This is a genomic window from Variovorax sp. RCC_210, from assembly GCF_041355175.1.
Taxonomy (GTDB): Bacteria; Pseudomonadota; Gammaproteobacteria; order Burkholderiales; family Burkholderiaceae_C; genus Variovorax.
Genome location: NZ_JBFUPJ010000009.1, coordinates 183,317 through 198,290, shown reverse-complemented (window position 1 = coordinate 198,290; position 14,974 = coordinate 183,317). Strand labels below are relative to the sequence as shown.

General features: G+C 65.9%; 15 protein-coding genes and 1 tRNA gene. 3 read left to right on the top strand and 13 right to left on the bottom strand.

What is annotated here, in order from left to right:
- Position 1: 1 nt before the first annotated feature.
- The 12 genes from AB6807_RS24050 to AB6807_RS23995 all read right to left on the bottom strand — a co-directional run bounded on the left by AB6807_RS24050 (position 2) and on the right by AB6807_RS23995 (position 10,828).
- Positions 2-1,255: an NADH-quinone oxidoreductase subunit D gene (locus tag AB6807_RS24050; protein WP_116913067.1), complete on the bottom strand. Its 1,254-nt coding sequence runs from the start codon at positions 1,253-1,255 to the stop codon at positions 2-4.
- A gap of 1 nt (position 1,256) precedes the next feature.
- Positions 1,257-1,868 carry an NADH-quinone oxidoreductase subunit C gene (locus tag AB6807_RS24045; RefSeq protein ID WP_371086516.1) on the bottom strand — a complete coding sequence of 204 codons (612 nt, stop codon included), beginning with the start codon at positions 1,866-1,868 and terminating at the stop codon, positions 1,257-1,259.
- A gap of 13 nt (positions 1,869-1,881) precedes the next feature.
- On the bottom strand, positions 1,882-2,361 hold the full coding sequence (locus AB6807_RS24040; protein WP_007837763.1) for an NADH-quinone oxidoreductase subunit B family protein: 480 nt from the start codon (positions 2,359-2,361) through the stop codon (positions 1,882-1,884).
- A 15-nt stretch (positions 2,362-2,376) separates the two neighbouring features.
- Positions 2,377-2,736: an NADH-quinone oxidoreductase subunit A gene (locus tag AB6807_RS24035; RefSeq protein ID WP_012748607.1), complete on the bottom strand. Its 360-nt coding sequence runs from the start codon at positions 2,734-2,736 to the stop codon at positions 2,377-2,379.
- Between the two features lie 67 nt (positions 2,737-2,803).
- Positions 2,804-2,888, bottom strand: a tRNA-Leu gene (locus AB6807_RS24030).
- 120 nt (positions 2,889-3,008) lie between these two features.
- Positions 3,009-3,419 (bottom strand): preprotein translocase subunit SecG, encoded by a 411-nt coding sequence (secG, locus tag AB6807_RS24025; protein ID WP_116913065.1) that lies wholly within the window; start codon positions 3,417-3,419, stop codon positions 3,009-3,011.
- Between the two features lie 36 nt (positions 3,420-3,455).
- Complete coding sequence (gene tpiA / locus AB6807_RS24020) at positions 3,456-4,220, bottom strand: triose-phosphate isomerase (RefSeq protein ID WP_371086515.1); 765 nt, start codon at positions 4,218-4,220, stop codon at positions 3,456-3,458.
- Between the two features lie 10 nt (positions 4,221-4,230).
- Positions 4,231-5,241 (bottom strand): NAD(P)H-quinone oxidoreductase, encoded by a 1,011-nt coding sequence (locus AB6807_RS24015; protein ID WP_371086514.1) that lies wholly within the window; start codon positions 5,239-5,241, stop codon positions 4,231-4,233.
- Positions 5,242-5,332: 91 nt separating this feature from the next.
- Positions 5,333-7,663 carry a polyribonucleotide nucleotidyltransferase gene (gene pnp, locus AB6807_RS24010; protein ID WP_371086513.1) on the bottom strand — a complete coding sequence of 777 codons (2,331 nt, stop codon included), beginning with the start codon at positions 7,661-7,663 and terminating at the stop codon, positions 5,333-5,335.
- A 205-nt stretch (positions 7,664-7,868) separates the two neighbouring features.
- Positions 7,869-8,135, bottom strand: coding sequence for a 30S ribosomal protein S15 (gene rpsO / locus AB6807_RS24005; protein ID WP_007837783.1), 267 nt, complete (start codon positions 8,133-8,135; stop codon positions 7,869-7,871).
- 174 nt (positions 8,136-8,309) lie between these two features.
- The gene (locus AB6807_RS24000; RefSeq protein WP_371086512.1) at positions 8,310-9,479 is read right to left on the bottom strand and encodes a pyridoxal phosphate-dependent aminotransferase; all 1,170 of its coding nucleotides are present in this window, start codon (positions 9,477-9,479) and stop codon (positions 8,310-8,312) included.
- Between the two features lie 29 nt (positions 9,480-9,508).
- Positions 9,509-10,828 carry a branched-chain amino acid ABC transporter substrate-binding protein gene (locus tag AB6807_RS23995; RefSeq protein WP_371086511.1) on the bottom strand — a complete coding sequence of 440 codons (1,320 nt, stop codon included), beginning with the start codon at positions 10,826-10,828 and terminating at the stop codon, positions 9,509-9,511.
- Positions 10,829-10,952: 124 nt separating this feature from the next.
- Here AB6807_RS23995 and AB6807_RS23990 point away from each other — a divergent pair, with 124 nt between their 5' ends.
- Complete coding sequence (locus AB6807_RS23990) at positions 10,953-11,324, top strand: Hsp20/alpha crystallin family protein (protein ID WP_371086510.1); 372 nt, start codon at positions 10,953-10,955, stop codon at positions 11,322-11,324.
- 189 nt (positions 11,325-11,513) lie between these two features.
- The gene (locus AB6807_RS23985) at positions 11,514-12,266 is read left to right on the top strand and encodes an alpha/beta hydrolase-fold protein (RefSeq protein ID WP_116913059.1); all 753 of its coding nucleotides are present in this window, start codon (positions 11,514-11,516) and stop codon (positions 12,264-12,266) included.
- On the opposite strand, the gene tsaD is transcribed toward AB6807_RS23985, so the two are convergent.
- On the bottom strand, positions 12,205-13,263 hold the full coding sequence (gene tsaD / locus AB6807_RS23980; RefSeq protein WP_371086509.1) for a tRNA (adenosine(37)-N6)-threonylcarbamoyltransferase complex transferase subunit TsaD: 1,059 nt from the start codon (positions 13,261-13,263) through the stop codon (positions 12,205-12,207). The two genes, AB6807_RS23985 and tsaD, sit on opposite strands and share 62 nt — an antisense overlap.
- 132 nt (positions 13,264-13,395) lie before the next feature.
- Between tsaD and AB6807_RS23975 the strand changes: the two genes are divergently transcribed.
- On the top strand, positions 13,396-14,658 hold the full coding sequence (locus AB6807_RS23975) for a nitrate regulatory protein (protein WP_116913057.1): 1,263 nt from the start codon (positions 13,396-13,398) through the stop codon (positions 14,656-14,658).
- Positions 14,659-14,974 lie beyond the last annotated feature (316 nt).

Sequence of the window (14,974 nt, the reverse complement as noted above, 5' to 3'; positions counted from 1 at the left end):
CTCACCTGTCGATCTCGCCGAACACGATGTCCATCGTGCCGATCACCGCGACAGCGTCGGCGATCATGTGACCGCGCGACATTTCGTCAAGGGCGGCGAGGTGCGGGAAGCCAGGGGCGCGGATCTTCAGGCGGTACGGCTTGTTGGCGCCGTCGCTCACCAGGTAGATACCGAACTCGCCCTTCGGATGCTCGACGGCGGCATACGCCTCGCCTTCGGGCACATGGAAGCCTTCGGTGAAGAGCTTGAAATGGTGGATCAGCTCCTCCATGTTCGCCTTCATCGATTCGCGCGCAGGCGCGGCGACCTTGTGATTGTCGGTAATGACAGGGCCCGGGTTGGCACGCAGCCAGGCCGAACACTGCTCGATGATCTTGTTGGCCTGGCGCATCTCTTCGACGCGAACCAGGTAACGGTCGTAGCAGTCGCCGGTCCTGCCCACGGGTACGTCGAACTGCATGCGGTCGTAGACATCGTAGGGCTGCTTCTTGCGCAGGTCCCATTCGATGCCCGAGCCACGCAGCATGGGGCCGGTGAAGCCGAGGTTCAGCGCGCGCTCCGGCGTGACCACGCCGATGCCCACGGTGCGCTGCTTCCAGATGCGGTTGTCGGTGAGCAGCGTCTCGTACTCGTCGACCATCTTCGGAAAGCGCTTGCAGAACGCGTCGATGAAGTCGAGCAGCGATCCCTGGCGATCTTCGTTCAGGCGCTCGATGGCCTTGGCATTCTTGATCTTGCTGACCTTGTACTGCGGCATCGCATCCGGCAGGTCGCGGTACACACCACCCGGACGGAAGTACGCCGCATGCATGCGCGCGCCGGACACGGCCTCGTACATGTCGAACAGGTCTTCACGCTCGCGGAAGCAGTAGATGAGCATGTTCATCGCGCCGCAGTCCAGACCGTGCGCACCGAGCCACAGCAGGTGGTTCAGCAGGCGGGTGATCTCGGCGAACATCACGCGGATGTACTGCGCGCGAATCGGCACGTCCAGCCCCATCATCCGCTCGATGGCCAGGCAGTAGGCGTGCTCGTTGGACATCATCGACACGTAGTCGAGGCGGTCCATGTAGGGCAGCGACTGGATGAAGGTGCGCGATTCGGCGAGCTTCTCGGTCGCGCGATGCAGCAGGCCGATGTGGGGGTCGGCGCGCTGGATCACTTCGCCGTCCAGCTCGAGCACCAGGCGCAACACGCCGTGGGCCGCCGGATGCTGGGGACCGAAGTTGAGTGTGTAGTTCTTGATTTCGGCCATATCAGTGCAAACCGCCGCCGTAGTTGTCTTCGCGGATCACGCGCGGGGTGATTTCGCGTGGCTCGATCGATACCGGCTGGTAGACCACGCGCTTTTGTTCTTCGTCGTACCGCATCTCGACGTGACCCGACACCGGGAAGTCCTTGCGGAACGGGTGGCCGATGAAGCCGTAGTCGGTCAGGATGCGGCGCAGGTCGTCGTGACCATCGAACACGATGCCGTACAGGTCGAAGGCCTCGCGCTCGAACCAGGTGCACGAGCTCCACACGGGCTGCAGCGAGTCGACCACGGGCAGGTCTTCGCTAGGCGCGAACACCTTCAGGCGCACGCGCTGGTTGAGCGTGACGGACAGGAGGTGCGAGACGACGCAGTAGCGCTCGCCCTGCCACTCGCCTTCACGGTAGTCGGAATAATCCATGCCGCACAGGTCGACCAGCTGCTCGAAGCGGCAGCCGGGCGCATCGCGCAGCAGCGTGGCGGCTTCGAGGTAATCGGCCGCACTCACCACCACGGTCACTTCGCCCAGGGCGAGCGTCACGCTCTTGGCCTTGGCGCCGAGCGTCTCGGTGATGGTGGCGCGCAGCACCTCCGGCGAAATTGCAAAGTCAGTCATCGTCGGCAATCTCTCAGGCGCGGGCAATGGTGTTGGTGCGGCGAATCTTCTGCTGCAACTGGATCACGCCGTAGAGCAAGGCTTCGGCGGTGGGCGGGCAACCCGGCACATAGACGTCGACCGGCACGATGCGGTCGCAGCCGCGCACGACCGAATAGCTGTAGTGGTAGTAGCCACCACCGTTCGCGCACGAACCCATCGACAGCACCCAGCGCGGCTCGGGCATCTGGTCGTAGACCTTGCGCAGCGCCGGCGCCATCTTGTTGCACAGCGTGCCGGCCACGATCATCAGATCGGACTGGCGCGGGCTGGGACGGAACAGCATGCCGAATCGGTCGATGTCGTAGCGGGCAGCGCCCGCGTGCATCATTTCCACCGCACAGCATGCGAGGCCGAATGTCATCGGCCAGAGAGATCCGGTCTTCGCCCAGTTCACCACCGAGTCATAGGTGGTCGTGACGAAACCTTCTTTGAGAACGCCTTCAATGGCCATCGTGTGCTTTCTTTGTCATTCCCAGTCGAGCGCGCCTTTTTTCCACTCGTAGGCGAAGCCCACGACGAGGATGGCGAGGAAGATCATCATGGCCCAGAAGCCGACAGCACCGATCTCCTTGAGCGCAATGGCCCACGGAAAGAGAAAGGCAATTTCGAGATCGAACAGGATGAAGAGAATGGCGACGAGGTAGTAGCGCACGTCGAACTTCATGCGCGCGTCCTCGAAGGCTTCAAAGCCACACTCGTAGGGAGCGTTCTTTGCGGCGTCGGGCCGGTTGGGGCCGAGAATGTATCCGATGACCTGAGGTGCGACGCCTACGCCGACTCCGACCAAAATGAACAAAAGGACGGGGAGGTAGGAGTCGAGATTCATCGAGAGTTTTTCACCGCTTGCCACCGGCAAGAAGAACCTCTGGATGAGGTTTTCTGCCGATGAGATTTGGTGCGGTCGGCGAGACTCGAACTCGCACAGCTTTCGCCACTACCCCCTCAAGATAGCGTGTCTACCAATTTCACCACGACCGCGGTTTTTACTGTTCAGATGGCATGAGGTACCTGGTTACAGGCATTTGGCTTTCCGAACAGATTTAGAGTTTACCCTGAAATGAAGTCATTTTTCACAGGGGACTCATGAAAACGAGATGATTACTTCGCCGGGATCTGGCCAGCACCCGAAACCGGTGCTGCAGGCGCCGAAGCAGGTGCGCTCGGGGCTGCTGCACCGGGGATTTCGTTCGCCGCGCCAGTGGCCGGCTTGGCCGGTGCGGCGGGCGTGCCAATGGCTGCGCGCTCGAGCAGACTGCCACCGCCCGCTGGCCGTGCGTGGCTGAAGTAAGCCAGCAGCAGCGTGCACGCGAAGAAGACCGCTGCAAGCACTGCCGTGGTGCGCGACAGGAAGTTGGCACTGCCACTTGCACCGAACAGGCTGCCGGCACTGCCGCTGCCGAAGGCTGCGCCCATGTCGGCGCCCTTGCCGTGCTGGATCAGGATCAGGCCGATCATCGCGAGGGCGGACAGCATCTGCACGCCGACGAGAAGGTTGAGGACCACGTTCATTCGTTCTTACTCCTAAGTGATACAGCCGTTGCGCGTTCAGCGCGCAGCGGCAGAAATGATCTGCAGAAAATCGGCTGCCTTGAGCGACGCGCCACCGATGAGGCCGCCGTCGATATCGGCCTGCGACAACAGCTGGGCGGCATTCGCCGCGTTCATGCTGCCGCCATAAAGAATCTGGATGCCCGCGGCATGCTCGCTAGCCGCATGGTGCAGCTGCGCGCGCAGCACGGCATGCACCGCTTGCGCCTGCTCCGGCGTGGCCGTCTTGCCCGTGCCGATGGCCCAGACAGGCTCGTACGCCACGACGATCTCGCTGATGCAATGGCCATTCACATGGATCACCGCGGCCAGCTGGCGCTTCACGACCTCTTCGGTCTGCCCTGCTTCGCGCTGTGCCAGCGTTTCGCCGACGCACACGATCGGGGTGATGCCATTGGCCAGCGCGGCAGCCGCCTTGGCCGCGACCGTTTCATCGGTTTCACCGTGGTACTGGCGACGCTCGGAGTGACCGACGATCGCATAGCGCACGCCGAAATCCTTCAGCATCGCAGCCGATTGCTCGCCTGTGAACGCGCCTTGCGAATGCGCCGAGACGTCCTGCGCACCCAACGCCAGCGCCGGCGAACCCGCCAGCAGCGACTGCAGTTGCGCAAAGTACGGCGCAGGCGCGCACAGCGCGATGTCGCAGGCGGCAGGGCTTGCCGCCAAGCCTTGCTGCAAAGCCTTCACCAGCGCCTCGTTGGCGGCCAGGCCGCCATTCATCTTCCAGTTGCCGGCGATCAGTTTCTTCTTGGTTGTCATCGCGTTTTCGTCACCATGTCAGCACGATCTTGCCGATGTGCTGGTTCGATTCCATGAGCGTGTGTGCCTGCGCCGCGCCACTCGCCGCAGCGCCAGGCTCACCCACCGCCGCAAAGCTGCTGTGGATCACGGGCTTGATGGCACCGCTTTCGAGCAACGGCCAGACCTTCTCGCGCAGTGCCTTGGCGATCGCGCCCTTGAACGCCACCGGCCGGGGCCGCAGCGTCGAGCCGGTGATCGTGAGACGCCTGCGCAGCACGAGGCCCGCATTGATCTCGCTCTTCACGCCGCCCTGCACCGCGATGATCACGAGCCGGCCGTCTTCGGCCAGGCATTCGATCTCGCGCGCCACGTAGTCGCCAGCGACCATGTCGAGCACCACGTCCACGCCTTTGCCGCCGGTCAGCTTCTTCGCTTGTTCGACGAAATCGCTGGTGCGGTAGTTGATGGCATGGTCGGCGCCGAGCTTCTTGCAGGCTTCGCACTTGTCGTCGCTGCCGGCCGTGACGATCACGGTCGCACCGAGCGCCTTGGCGATCTGGATCGCCGTGACGCCGATGCCGCTCGAGCCACCCTGGATCAGCAGCGTCTCGCCCTTTTGCAGGCGGCCGCGCTCGAACACATTGCTCCAGACGGTGAAGAAGGTCTCGGGCAGCGAAGCCGCGTCGGCATCGCTCCAGCCCTTGGGCACCGGCAGGCATTGCGCCACGGGCGCCACGCACAGCTCGGCATAGCCGCCACCCGCGATCAACGCGCAGACGTGATCGCCGATCTTGAAGCCCGCCTCGGCCAGTGCCGCGGCGTCGCCCGACACGATCTCGCCAGCCACCTCGAGGCCCGGCAGGTCGGACGCACCCGGCGGCACCGGGTAGTGACCCATGCGCTGCAGCACATCGGGGCGATTGACGCCACTCGCCGCAACGCGGATCAGCAGTTCGCCCGCACCGGCCACCGGGTCGGGACGCTCTGCCACGCGCAGCACCTCGGGGGCGCCGTACGAAGTGATTTCAATGGCTTTCATGGTCTTTCGGCCTCCAACGCCCGCAGATGGGGCGAAGCTTGCTGTTCAAAAGATTGCAACGGCGGCATATCGCGCCGCCGTTGCGCCCTTCTTACTCCTGAGGCTCGCGCGGGGCCTGTTGCTGCTCGCCGGCCGGGGCCTGCGGCTGCTCGTTGCGCGGCTGCTGTTGCTGCTCGTTGTTGAAGCGCGGTGCGCGCTCGCCACGATCACCACCACGGTCGCCGCGGTCGCCACGGTCCGAACGTTCGCGGCGGTCGCCGCCACGGTCACCGCGATCGCCGCGGTCTTCACGCGGCGGGCGCTCGCTGTATTCCATGCCGGCCGGACGCTCGGTCAGTGCCTTCATGGACAGCTTGACGCGGCCCTTTTCGTCGGTCTCGAGAACCTTGACCTTCACGATCTGGCCTTCGCTCAGGTAGTCGGTCACCTTCTCGACGCGCTCGTGCGCGATCTGGCTGATGTGCAGCAGGCCGTCCTTGCCGGGCAGCAGGTTGATGAGCGCGCCGAAGTCCAGGATCTTGGTGACCGGGCCTTCGTAGACCTTGCCGATTTCGACTTCGGCCGTGATCTGCTCGATGCGCTTCTTGGCGAGTTCGGCCTTTTCGGGATCGGTGGACGCGATGGTGATGAGGCCCGGATCTTCATCGGAGATGTTGATCGTCGTGCCGGTCTCTTCCTGCAGGCCACGGATGACCGCGCCGCCCTTGCCGATCACGTCGCGGATCTTCTCGGGGTTGATGCGCATCGTGGTCAGGCGGGGCGCGAAGTTCGACACCTCGGCCTTGGCTTCGCCCATGGCTTCCTGCATCTTGCCCAGGATGTGCATGCGCGCTTCCTTGGCTTGCGCCAGTGCGACCTGCATGATTTCCTTCGTGATGCCCTGGATCTTGATGTCCATCTGCAGCGCGGTGATGCCGTTGGTGGTACCGGCCACCTTGAAGTCCATGTCGCCCAGGTGATCTTCATCACCCAGGATGTCGGTCAGCACGGCGAAGCGGTTGTCTTCCTTGATCAGGCCCATGGCGATACCGGCCACGTGCGCCTTCATGGGCACGCCGGCGTCCATCAGGGACAGGCAGCCGCCGCAGACCGAAGCCATCGACGACGAGCCGTTCGACTCGGTGATTTCCGACACGACGCGAACCGTGTACGGGAACTCTTCCTTGGTCGGCAGCACGGCGACGAGCGCGCGCTTGGCCAGGCGGCCGTGGCCGATTTCGCGGCGCTTGGTCGAGCCCATGCGGCCCACTTCGCCGGTGGCGAAGGGAGGCATGTTGTAGTGGAACAGGAAGCGGTCTTCGTACTCGCCGGCCAGCGCGTCGATGCGCTGCGCGTCGCGTTCGGTGCCCAGCGTGGTGATGACCAGCGCCTGCGTTTCACCGCGCGTGAACAGGGCCGAACCGTGGGTGCGGGGCAGCACCGAGTTGCGGATTTCGATGGGGCGCACGGTGCGCGTGTCGCGGCCGTCGATGCGGGGTTCGCCTGACAGGATCTGGCTGCGCACGATCTTCGATTCGATGGCGAACAGCAGGTCGCTGACCTTGCCGGCATCGAAGGGCTCGCCGCTTTCCTTCAGCGACGCCAGCACGCCGGCGTTGGCTTCGCGCAGGGCTTGCGTGCGGGCTTGCTTGCTGCGGATCTGGTACACGGCGCGCAGCTTTTCTTCGGCCAGGCCCTTGACCTTGGCGACGAAGGCTTCGTCTTCGGCAGGCGCCTGCCAGTCCCACACCGGCTTGCCGGCGTCGCGCACGAGGTCATGGATCGCGTTGATGGCGATGTTGGCTTGTTCATGGCCGAACACCACGCCACCCAGCATGATTTCTTCGCTGAGCTGCTGGGCTTCGGACTCGACCATCAGCACGGCGGCTTGCGTGCCGGCCACGACGAGGTCCATCTGCGAATCCTTGCGGGCCGTCTGGCCCGGATTCAGCACGTACTGGCCGTTGATGTAGCCCACGCGGGCCGCGCCGATGGGGCCGCTGAACGGAATGCCGGAGATGGCGAGCGCTGCGCTCACGCCGATCATGGCGGCGATGTCGGCGTCGACTTCAGGGTTGAGCGACACGGTGTGGATGACCACATGCACTTCGTTCAGGAAGCCTTCGGGGAACAGCGGGCGGATCGGACGGTCGATCAGGCGGCTGGTCAGCGTTTCGTGTTCGCTGGGCTTGGCTTCGCGCTTGAAGAAGCTGCCGGGGATCTTGCCCGCGGCGTAGGTCTTCTCGATGTAGTCGACGGTCAGCGGGAAGAAGTCCTGGCCGGGCTTGGCCGACTTGGAGGCGACCACGGTCGCGAGGATGACGGTGCCGTCGATGTCGACCAGCACGGCGCCGTTGGCCTGGCGGGCAACTTCGCCCGTTTCCATGACGACGGTCTTGTCGCCCCACTGGAAGGACTTGGTGACTTTGTTGAAGAGGCTCATTTTCGCTCCTGTTTTAATAGCAGACCACACAGGATCTGCAAGGGCCGGAGGCTTCTCAGAACACGATGCCATTCCAGTGAAGATCGCCCGAACTTCATTGGAATGACACAGCTTCGCTCTGCTTGGGCACTCCGAAAAGTGGATCGCGAAGTAAAAAACGCCTGAGCTAGCGGACTAACCCAGGCGTTTTTTCATGCGATTCGAATTACTTGCGCAGACCCAGCTTGGCGATCAGCGCGGTGTAACGGTCGGCGTCCTTGGACTTGAGGTAGTCCAGGAGCTTGCGGCGGCGGCTCACCATGCGCAGCAGACCGCGACGGCCGTGGTGGTCCTTGGCGTGGGTCTTGAAGTGGGGGGTGAGCTCGTTGATACGGGCGGTCAGCAGTGCGACTTGCACTTCGGGACTGCCAGTGTCGTTGGCGGCGCGGGCGTTGTCTTTGACGACTTCGGCCTTGATGGAGGCTGCGATCATGTTTGATTTCCTTGTTCCGGGATGTTTGACTTGCGGTGAGCGCTGGAACTGCCCTCACCGTGCGCCTTGCGGCATGCAAAGCCTCGGGATTATAGCCCGGGGACTTTCAGCGGGCTTTCGCCTCCCCTTTTCGCCTCTTTCGTGCGCACTCAATGCGCACGTCAAGCCTCGTGATCAGCTCGCCCGCGGCTGCTCCGCCAGCCAGGCGCGCAGCCGCTCCACGCCCCGCACCAGCCGCTGCGGATCCTTCGACGCGAAACACCAGCGCAGCCAGCCCTGCGCCTCGGGCGCGAAGGCGTTGCCCGGCGCGAGCCCCAGGCCGGCCTCGGCAACCAGCCGCTTCGCCACCTCCAGCGAATCGCCGAAACCCTCGAGCCGAAAGAACGCATACATGCCGCCCTTGGCCGGCGCCACCTGCACGCCCGGCAAGGCCGCCAGCAGCGGCACCAGCGTGTCGCGGCACTGCTTCAGGTGCGCCACCACGCGCGGCGTGATCTCGCCCGTGTGTTCGATGGCGGCAATGGCCGCGCGCTGCGTGAACACGCTGGCGCACGAGGTGTTGAACTCGATCAGCTTGCCGATGCCCTCCACCATCGCGGGCGGCAGCACCAGCCAGCCCAGGCGCCACCCCGTCATCAGGAAGCTCTTCGAGAAACTGTGCGTCACCACGAGCCGGTCGTCGGCCTTCGAGATGTCCAGGAAGCTGGGCGCGCAGCCGTTGGGCGTGGGCTCGTAGTACAGGCGCTCGTAGACCTCGTCGGCCAGGATCCAGGTGCCGGTGTGGCGGCAGTGGTCGAGCACGGCCTGCTGCTCGTCGCGCGTCATGGTCCAGCCCGTGGGGTTGTTGGGCGCGTTGACGATGAGCAGCTTCGTGTTCGACGTGACGGCCGCGCGCAGCGCCGGCAGGTCGAGCGTCCATTGCCCATCCACCGGCACCAGCGGCAGCGTGCGCACCTGCGCGCCCATGATCGCGGGCTGCGCCGTCAGGTTGGGCCACACCGGCGTCACCGCGACCACCTCGTCGCCCGCGTCGACCAGCGCCTGCACCGCGAGCATCAGCGCGCTCACGCCGCCGGATGTGACGGCGATGCGCGACGCATCCACCGCCGGATGCAGCGCGCTGGTGTAGCGCGCGATGGCCTCGCGCAGCTCGGGCAGCCCGAGGTTGTGCGAGTAGAAAGTCTCGCCGCGCTGCAGCGACTCGATGGCCGCCTGGCGGATCACCTCGGGCGTGACTTCGTCGCTTTCGCCGAACCAGAAGGCCAGCACGTCGTCGCGGCCCATGCCGGCGTTGGCGACTTCGCGGATCTTCGAGGCTTCGAGGTTGTGGATGGCTTCACGCATGGTTCGGGGTCCTGTGGTTCATCGATCGATCAAGGTCTTTTCATCTTGCACGAGGTCGGCAGTTCGGCGCGCTCGGCGGCAATGGTCTTCACCACGCGAAAGCCGTAGCCCGAACCCTCGACGTCGAACTGCACGCCCGGGCGGCCCTGCCGGTCCATCACGCCGACCACGAGCTGCTGCTGGAACTGGTGGTCGGCGGCGCGCATGCGTCCGCGCTGGCCGTACAGGCTCACGTCGGCCTGCTCGAGGGCACGAGCGACCGGCACCGCATCGACGCTCCCGGCACGCTCGATGGCCTGCGCGAGCGCCTCGACCAGCAGCTGCAGCCGCATGTGCACATAGTCGTCGGCCGGCTTGGGAAAGCGCATGCGAAAGGCGCGATAGAACGCCTCCGACTGCGAGGTCTGCACATTGGGCAGCCAGTCGGCCACCGCCACCACGCGGCCGATGCCCGCGTCGCCGATGGCCGCGGGCGCACCCAGCGCGTTGCCGTAGAAGGTATAGAAGGTGCCGTTGAAACCCGCCTCGCGCGCCGCCTTCACCAGCAGCGTGAGGTCGTTGCCCCAGTTGCCCGTGACCACGGCCTGCGCGCCGCTCGCGATGAGCTTCGTGGCGTAGGGCGCGAAGTCTTTCACCTTGCCCATCGGGTGCAGCTCGTCGCCCACGATGTCCACGTCGGGCCGCTGCACGCCGAGCTGCCGGCGCGCCTCGCGCAGCACGGCCTGGCCGAAGCTGTAGTCCTGCCCGATGAGGTACACGCGCTTGAGCGACGCGTCGTCCTTCACCGCCGACATCAGCGCGGCCACGCGCATGTCGGCATGCGCGTCGAAGCGAAAGTGCCAGAAGCTGCAGCGCTCGTTCGTCAGCACCGGATCGACCGCGGCGTAGTTGAGGAAGATCACGCGCCGCGATGGGTCGCGCTCGTTGTTCTTGTCGATGGCATCGACCAGCGCCGACGCGGTGGCCGACGAGTTGCCCTGCAGCACGATGCGCGCGCCGTCGTCCATGGCCGCGCGCAAGGCGGAGAGCGCCTCTTCGTTCTGGCCCTTGCTGTCGTACCGGTCGAGCTGCAACGCCCGCGCACCGCCCGGCACGCCGGGCAGCTTGATGCCGCCGCGCGCATTCACGCGCTCCACCGCCCACAGCAGGTTGCGGAACACTGCCTCGCCGGTGTTGGCGAAGGGGCCGCTCATGCTTTCGATGAGGGCCAGGCGGATGGGTGCGGAAGGTGTGGACGGTACGAGTGGGGTGGCGGAAGCGGCCTGCGCAAGCGCGGCAAAGGGCTTCGCGCATAGCGCCAGCGCCGCGAATTTCAAGGCCTCGCGACGCCAAATAAAGGGGGGATTCATTGTCTTGAAACGCCTGCCGATGCGCCTAGATGAGGTGTCAAGCGGCACTCACGATTGAACGGCCGCGCAGTGTAAGGGACACACATTCCTTGTCCCCATTGTGTTGATTCAGGAGTTCTTCATCATGTTTTTTGCCCCCACCCTTCGCACCGCCCGCTTCGCTCCCCGCGCCTACGACCAGGCCTTCGAACGCTTCGCCAGCGAGGCCTTCGCGGGTGCCCGCCGTTCGCCGCTCGTGGAGCAGGACGACACCAGCTGGACCCTCTCGCTCGACGTGCCCGGCCTTGCGCGTGAAGACCTCGTCATCAACATCGAAGGCGCCTTGGTGCGCATCGACAGCAAGGCCGAAGCCAAGCGTCAGTTCAAGGCCGCCTACGAGCTGCCGCTGGACATCGACGTGACCGCGAGCGACGCCAAGCTCGAGAACGGCGTGCTCACGCTGAAGCTCGGCAAGCGCGTTCCGGTGAGCCAGGCCGCACAGTTGCAAATCAACTAGTTCGACCTAAGCCCACAAGAAGAAAGTGTCAGTAAACGTTCCTTTTGACTTTGAACATGCTCCCTATTCACAATAGGGCCGCATAACGTCACATCATGTGACGTTTTCTTAGTACTTTCTTCTTCGTGGGCGTCTCGTAAACGCATCGAGTTCCATGACGGTGCGGGTCGGGTGCCCCCTCACGGCACCATGCAAACACATCTCCAACCCGCCCATCCCAACGAACAGTCCGACACGCTCCTGATCTTCCTGCCAGGCGCGTACCTCAAGCCCGACGAATTCGAGCGCGAAGGTTTCATTGCCGCCGTGCGCGAACGCCACCTGGCGGCCGATGCGCTGCTGGTCGACGCCGACGTCTCGTATTACTACGAGCAGACGCTCAGCGAGCGCCTGCACGCCGACGTCATCGAGCCGCAGCGCGCCAAGGGCTACAAGTCGATCTGGCTGGTGGGCATTTCCATCGGCGGCTTCGGCGCCTTGATCCACGAACTGGCGCGACCGGGCTCGGTCGACGGCATCGTGGCGCTGGCGCCCTACCTGGGCCGGCGCGTGCTCGGCGCGGAAATCAAGAAGGCCGGCGGCCTTCGCATGTGGCAGGCCCCCACCGGCCCGCAGCCCGACGAGGAGCCCGACCGCAAGCTGTGGCCCTTCTTCCAGCAGTACCTGCAGGACCAGCCCGTCAAGAACCTGCCGCCGCTGTACCTGGGTTTTGGCCTGGAAGACCGCTTCGTCAACAACCACAAGCTGCTGGCCGATGCCCTGCCCTCGGGCCAGGTGTTCACCACCGAAGGCGGCCACGACTGGCCTCAATGGCGCCAGCTGTGGCGCAACATGCTCGACGTGTTGCCGCTGCCTTCGAGCGCCCGCGCGCGTCAGCCGCTTACGCAGTCTCCGGTATCGGCGGCTCGGCCGACAGCATCGCCATGGGCCATCGCGGCTTGACGTCGAAGGCATAGCGCTCGCTGGCCTGCGACAGGCCCGATTGCAGGCGCATGGCGGCGGCCATGGCGATCATGGCGCCGTTGTCGGTGCACAGGTGCAGCTCCGGGTAGTGCACCCGCACCTTGCGCTTGGCGCAGGCGGCGTTCAGCTGCTCGCGCAAGTTCTTGTTGGCCCCCACCCCACCCGCCACCACCAGGCGCTTGAGCCCGGTCTGCTCGAGCGCGGCGAGCGACTTCTTCAGCAGCACCTCCACGATGGCCGCCTGCGTCGAGGCCGCCAGGTCGGCCTTGTTCGCCTCGAGCGTGTCGCCCAGCTTCTTGGCCTGCGTGAGCACGGCCGTCTTCAGGCCGGCGAACGAAAAGTCGAGGTCGCCGCTGTGCAGCAGCGGGCGCGGCAGCTTGAAGGCCGTGGCATTGCCGCCCTCGGCCAGCTTGGCGAGCCAGGGGCCGCCGGGGTACGGCAGGCCCATGAGCTTGGCGCTCTTGTCGAAGGCCTCGCCGGCCGCGTCGTCGATGGTCTCGCCGAGCAGTTCGTAGCGGCCCACGCCGTCCACCCGCATCAGCTGCGTGTGGCCGCCCGAGACCAGCAGCGCGACGAACGGAAATTCCGGCGGATCGGCACTGAGAAACGGCGACAGCAGGTGCCCTTCGAGGTGATGCACGCCCAGCACCGGCTTGCCCAGCGCCACGCCCAGTGCGCAGGCCACACCCGCGCCCACCAGCAGAGCGCCCGCCAGGCCGGGGCCGCGGGTGTAGGCCACCACGTCGATCTCGGCGAGCGAGCGGCCGGCCTCGGCCATCACGGCCTCGGTCAGCGGCAGCACGCGGCGGATGTGGTCGCGGCTGGCCAGTTCGGGCACCACGCCGCCGTAGGCCTGGTGCATGGCGATCTGGCTGTGCAGCGCGTGCGAGCGCAGCAGCGGCAGCGCGTTGCCGTGCGACTCGACCAGCGCCACGCCGGTTTCATCGCAGGATGATTCGATTCCCAACAAGAGCATGCCGCCGAGTGTAGGTGGCGCCCGCCGCGCCCGTCCCCCGAAGGGGCAAGCCTGCGGGGCCGCAAGGCCGCTGCGCCGGCAGGGGCACGGATGTTGCAGTGCCGCTACGTACCCCGCGCACCGACCCCACCCATGAAATCCGGACTGAGCTTCCTCATCGCCGCCCGCCGTTGCGAAATCGACGAGCTCGACCAGCTTGCGCGCACCAGCGAGCTGGTCGGGCTGATCGGCCGCCTCGTGCATGCGCTGCAGCGCGAGCGCGGCATGTCGAACATCTTCCTTGCCACGCGCGGAAGCCGCTTTGCCGAGCAGCGCGCCCCGCAGATCGCCGAATGCCTGGCGCTGGAGCGCGAGGTGCGCGCCGGCTTCGACCAGCTCGAAACCGACAAGCACCGCGGCGTGGGCGCGGGCAACGGCGCGCGGCTGTTCAGCCGCATCGCCTGGGTGCTGCCGGGGCTGGACGCGCTGCCCACCCTGCGCAAGCGCATCGACGCGCTCGAGCTCAAGCCGGCGCAGGCCGTCGCCGCCTTCGCCAAGCTCATCGCCGGGCTGCTGTCGGTGGTGTTCGAGGCGGCCGACGGCGCGGCCGACCCCGAGATCTCGCGGCTGCTGGTCGCCATGTTCAATTTCATGCAGGGCAAGGAATTCGCCGGGCAGGAGCGTGCCTTCGGCGCCGCGGCGCTCGCGCTGGGCCGCAGCGACGAGGCGCAGCGCCTGCAGTGGCTGCACCTCATCGAGTCGCAGGAGCGCTGCTTCCAGGTGTTCACCGACTTCTCGGGCGACGCCGTGCTCGCGCTGTGGCGCGACAGCCAGCCCGACGCCATGCTGGCCGAGCTGGAGCGCATGCGCCGGCGCGGCACCACCTCGGCACCGGCCGACGCGCCCCTGAGCCAGGCCTGGTTCGACTGCTGCACCCGCCGCATCGACGCCATGAAGACCGTGGAAGACCGCCTGGCCGCCGACCTGCGCGCGCTGTGCGAGCGCAAGACCGCGCAGTCGCGCGCCGAGTTGCAGGACTACCAGCAGTTGCTCGACACGCTGGCCCCGCAGGCCGCGGCGCTGTTCTTCGACGACGCCGACGCGCAAGCCGCCGCGCCCGCCCAGTTCGGGCGGCACCTGGAGCGCTCGGTGCTCGACATGGTGCAGGAGCAGTCGCACCGGCTGCAGGCCATGAGCGACGAGCTGGAAACCGTGCGCGCATCGCTCAACGAACGCAAGATCGTCGAGCGTGCCAAGGGCCTGCTGATGGCGCACCGCCGCCTCAGCGAAGAAGAGGCGCACAAGATGCTGCGCCAGACCGCCATGAACCAGAAGCGGCGCCTGGTCGACGTGGCCGAGTCGATGCTGGCCATGGCCGACTACCTGCCCGTGGTCGAGCGCACGCCGCCGCGCTGAAAGCGTTCAACTTGGTGCGGTGCACAACAACTGTGCCCACATCGTGTCCATGACGTGTCCGCCGGACACCGTCCGTCCACCCGCACCAAGCCTGCCGAACCCTTCCCACACGACCGCGCCATTGGCAGCGCGCCGTGAACGTGCCAGCTGGCACGCCGTTTGCAAGCACCCAGCCCACAGGCCCCCACTGGGTCTTGAGGCAGGCGGCACCCAACGGCGGGTGCTTCCCGCCGAACCGGACAAAGGCGTCCCCATCCCGCAAGGGCTCGTTTTCGAGCAGCCCCTGCGCGGTGCGGACGCCTTTTTTGTTTTTGTC

Coding starts and splice junctions, on each gene's coding strand:
- AB6807_RS24050 (WP_116913067.1), bottom strand. CDS start 1,255: ATGGCCGAAATCAAGAACTACACACTCAACTTCGGTCCCCAGCATCCG.
- AB6807_RS24045 (WP_371086516.1), bottom strand. CDS start 1,868: ATGACTGACTTTGCAATTTCGCCGGAGGTGCTGCGCGCCACCATCACC.
- AB6807_RS24040 (WP_007837763.1), bottom strand. CDS start 2,361: ATGGCCATTGAAGGCGTTCTCAAAGAAGGTTTCGTCACGACCACCTAT.
- AB6807_RS24035 (WP_012748607.1), bottom strand. CDS start 2,736: ATGAATCTCGACTCCTACCTCCCCGTCCTTTTGTTCATTTTGGTCGGA.
- secG (WP_116913065.1), bottom strand. CDS start 3,419: ATGAACGTGGTCCTCAACCTTCTCGTCGGCGTGCAGATGCTGTCCGCC.
- tpiA (WP_371086515.1), bottom strand. CDS start 4,220: ATGACAACCAAGAAGAAACTGATCGCCGGCAACTGGAAGATGAATGGC.
- AB6807_RS24015 (WP_371086514.1), bottom strand. CDS start 5,241: ATGAAAGCCATTGAAATCACTTCGTACGGCGCCCCCGAGGTGCTGCGC.
- pnp (WP_371086513.1), bottom strand. CDS start 7,663: ATGAGCCTCTTCAACAAAGTCACCAAGTCCTTCCAGTGGGGCGACAAG.
- rpsO (WP_007837783.1), bottom strand. CDS start 8,135: ATGATCGCAGCCTCCATCAAGGCCGAAGTCGTCAAAGACAACGCCCGC.
- AB6807_RS24000 (WP_371086512.1), bottom strand. CDS start 9,479: ATGCGTGAAGCCATCCACAACCTCGAAGCCTCGAAGATCCGCGAAGTC.
- AB6807_RS23995 (WP_371086511.1), bottom strand. CDS start 10,828: ATGAATCCCCCCTTTATTTGGCGTCGCGAGGCCTTGAAATTCGCGGCG.
- AB6807_RS23990 (WP_371086510.1), top strand. CDS start 10,953: ATGTTTTTTGCCCCCACCCTTCGCACCGCCCGCTTCGCTCCCCGCGCC.
- AB6807_RS23985 (WP_116913059.1), top strand. CDS start 11,514: ATGCAAACACATCTCCAACCCGCCCATCCCAACGAACAGTCCGACACG.
- tsaD (WP_371086509.1), bottom strand. CDS start 13,263: ATGCTCTTGTTGGGAATCGAATCATCCTGCGATGAAACCGGCGTGGCG.
- AB6807_RS23975 (WP_116913057.1), top strand. CDS start 13,396: ATGAAATCCGGACTGAGCTTCCTCATCGCCGCCCGCCGTTGCGAAATC.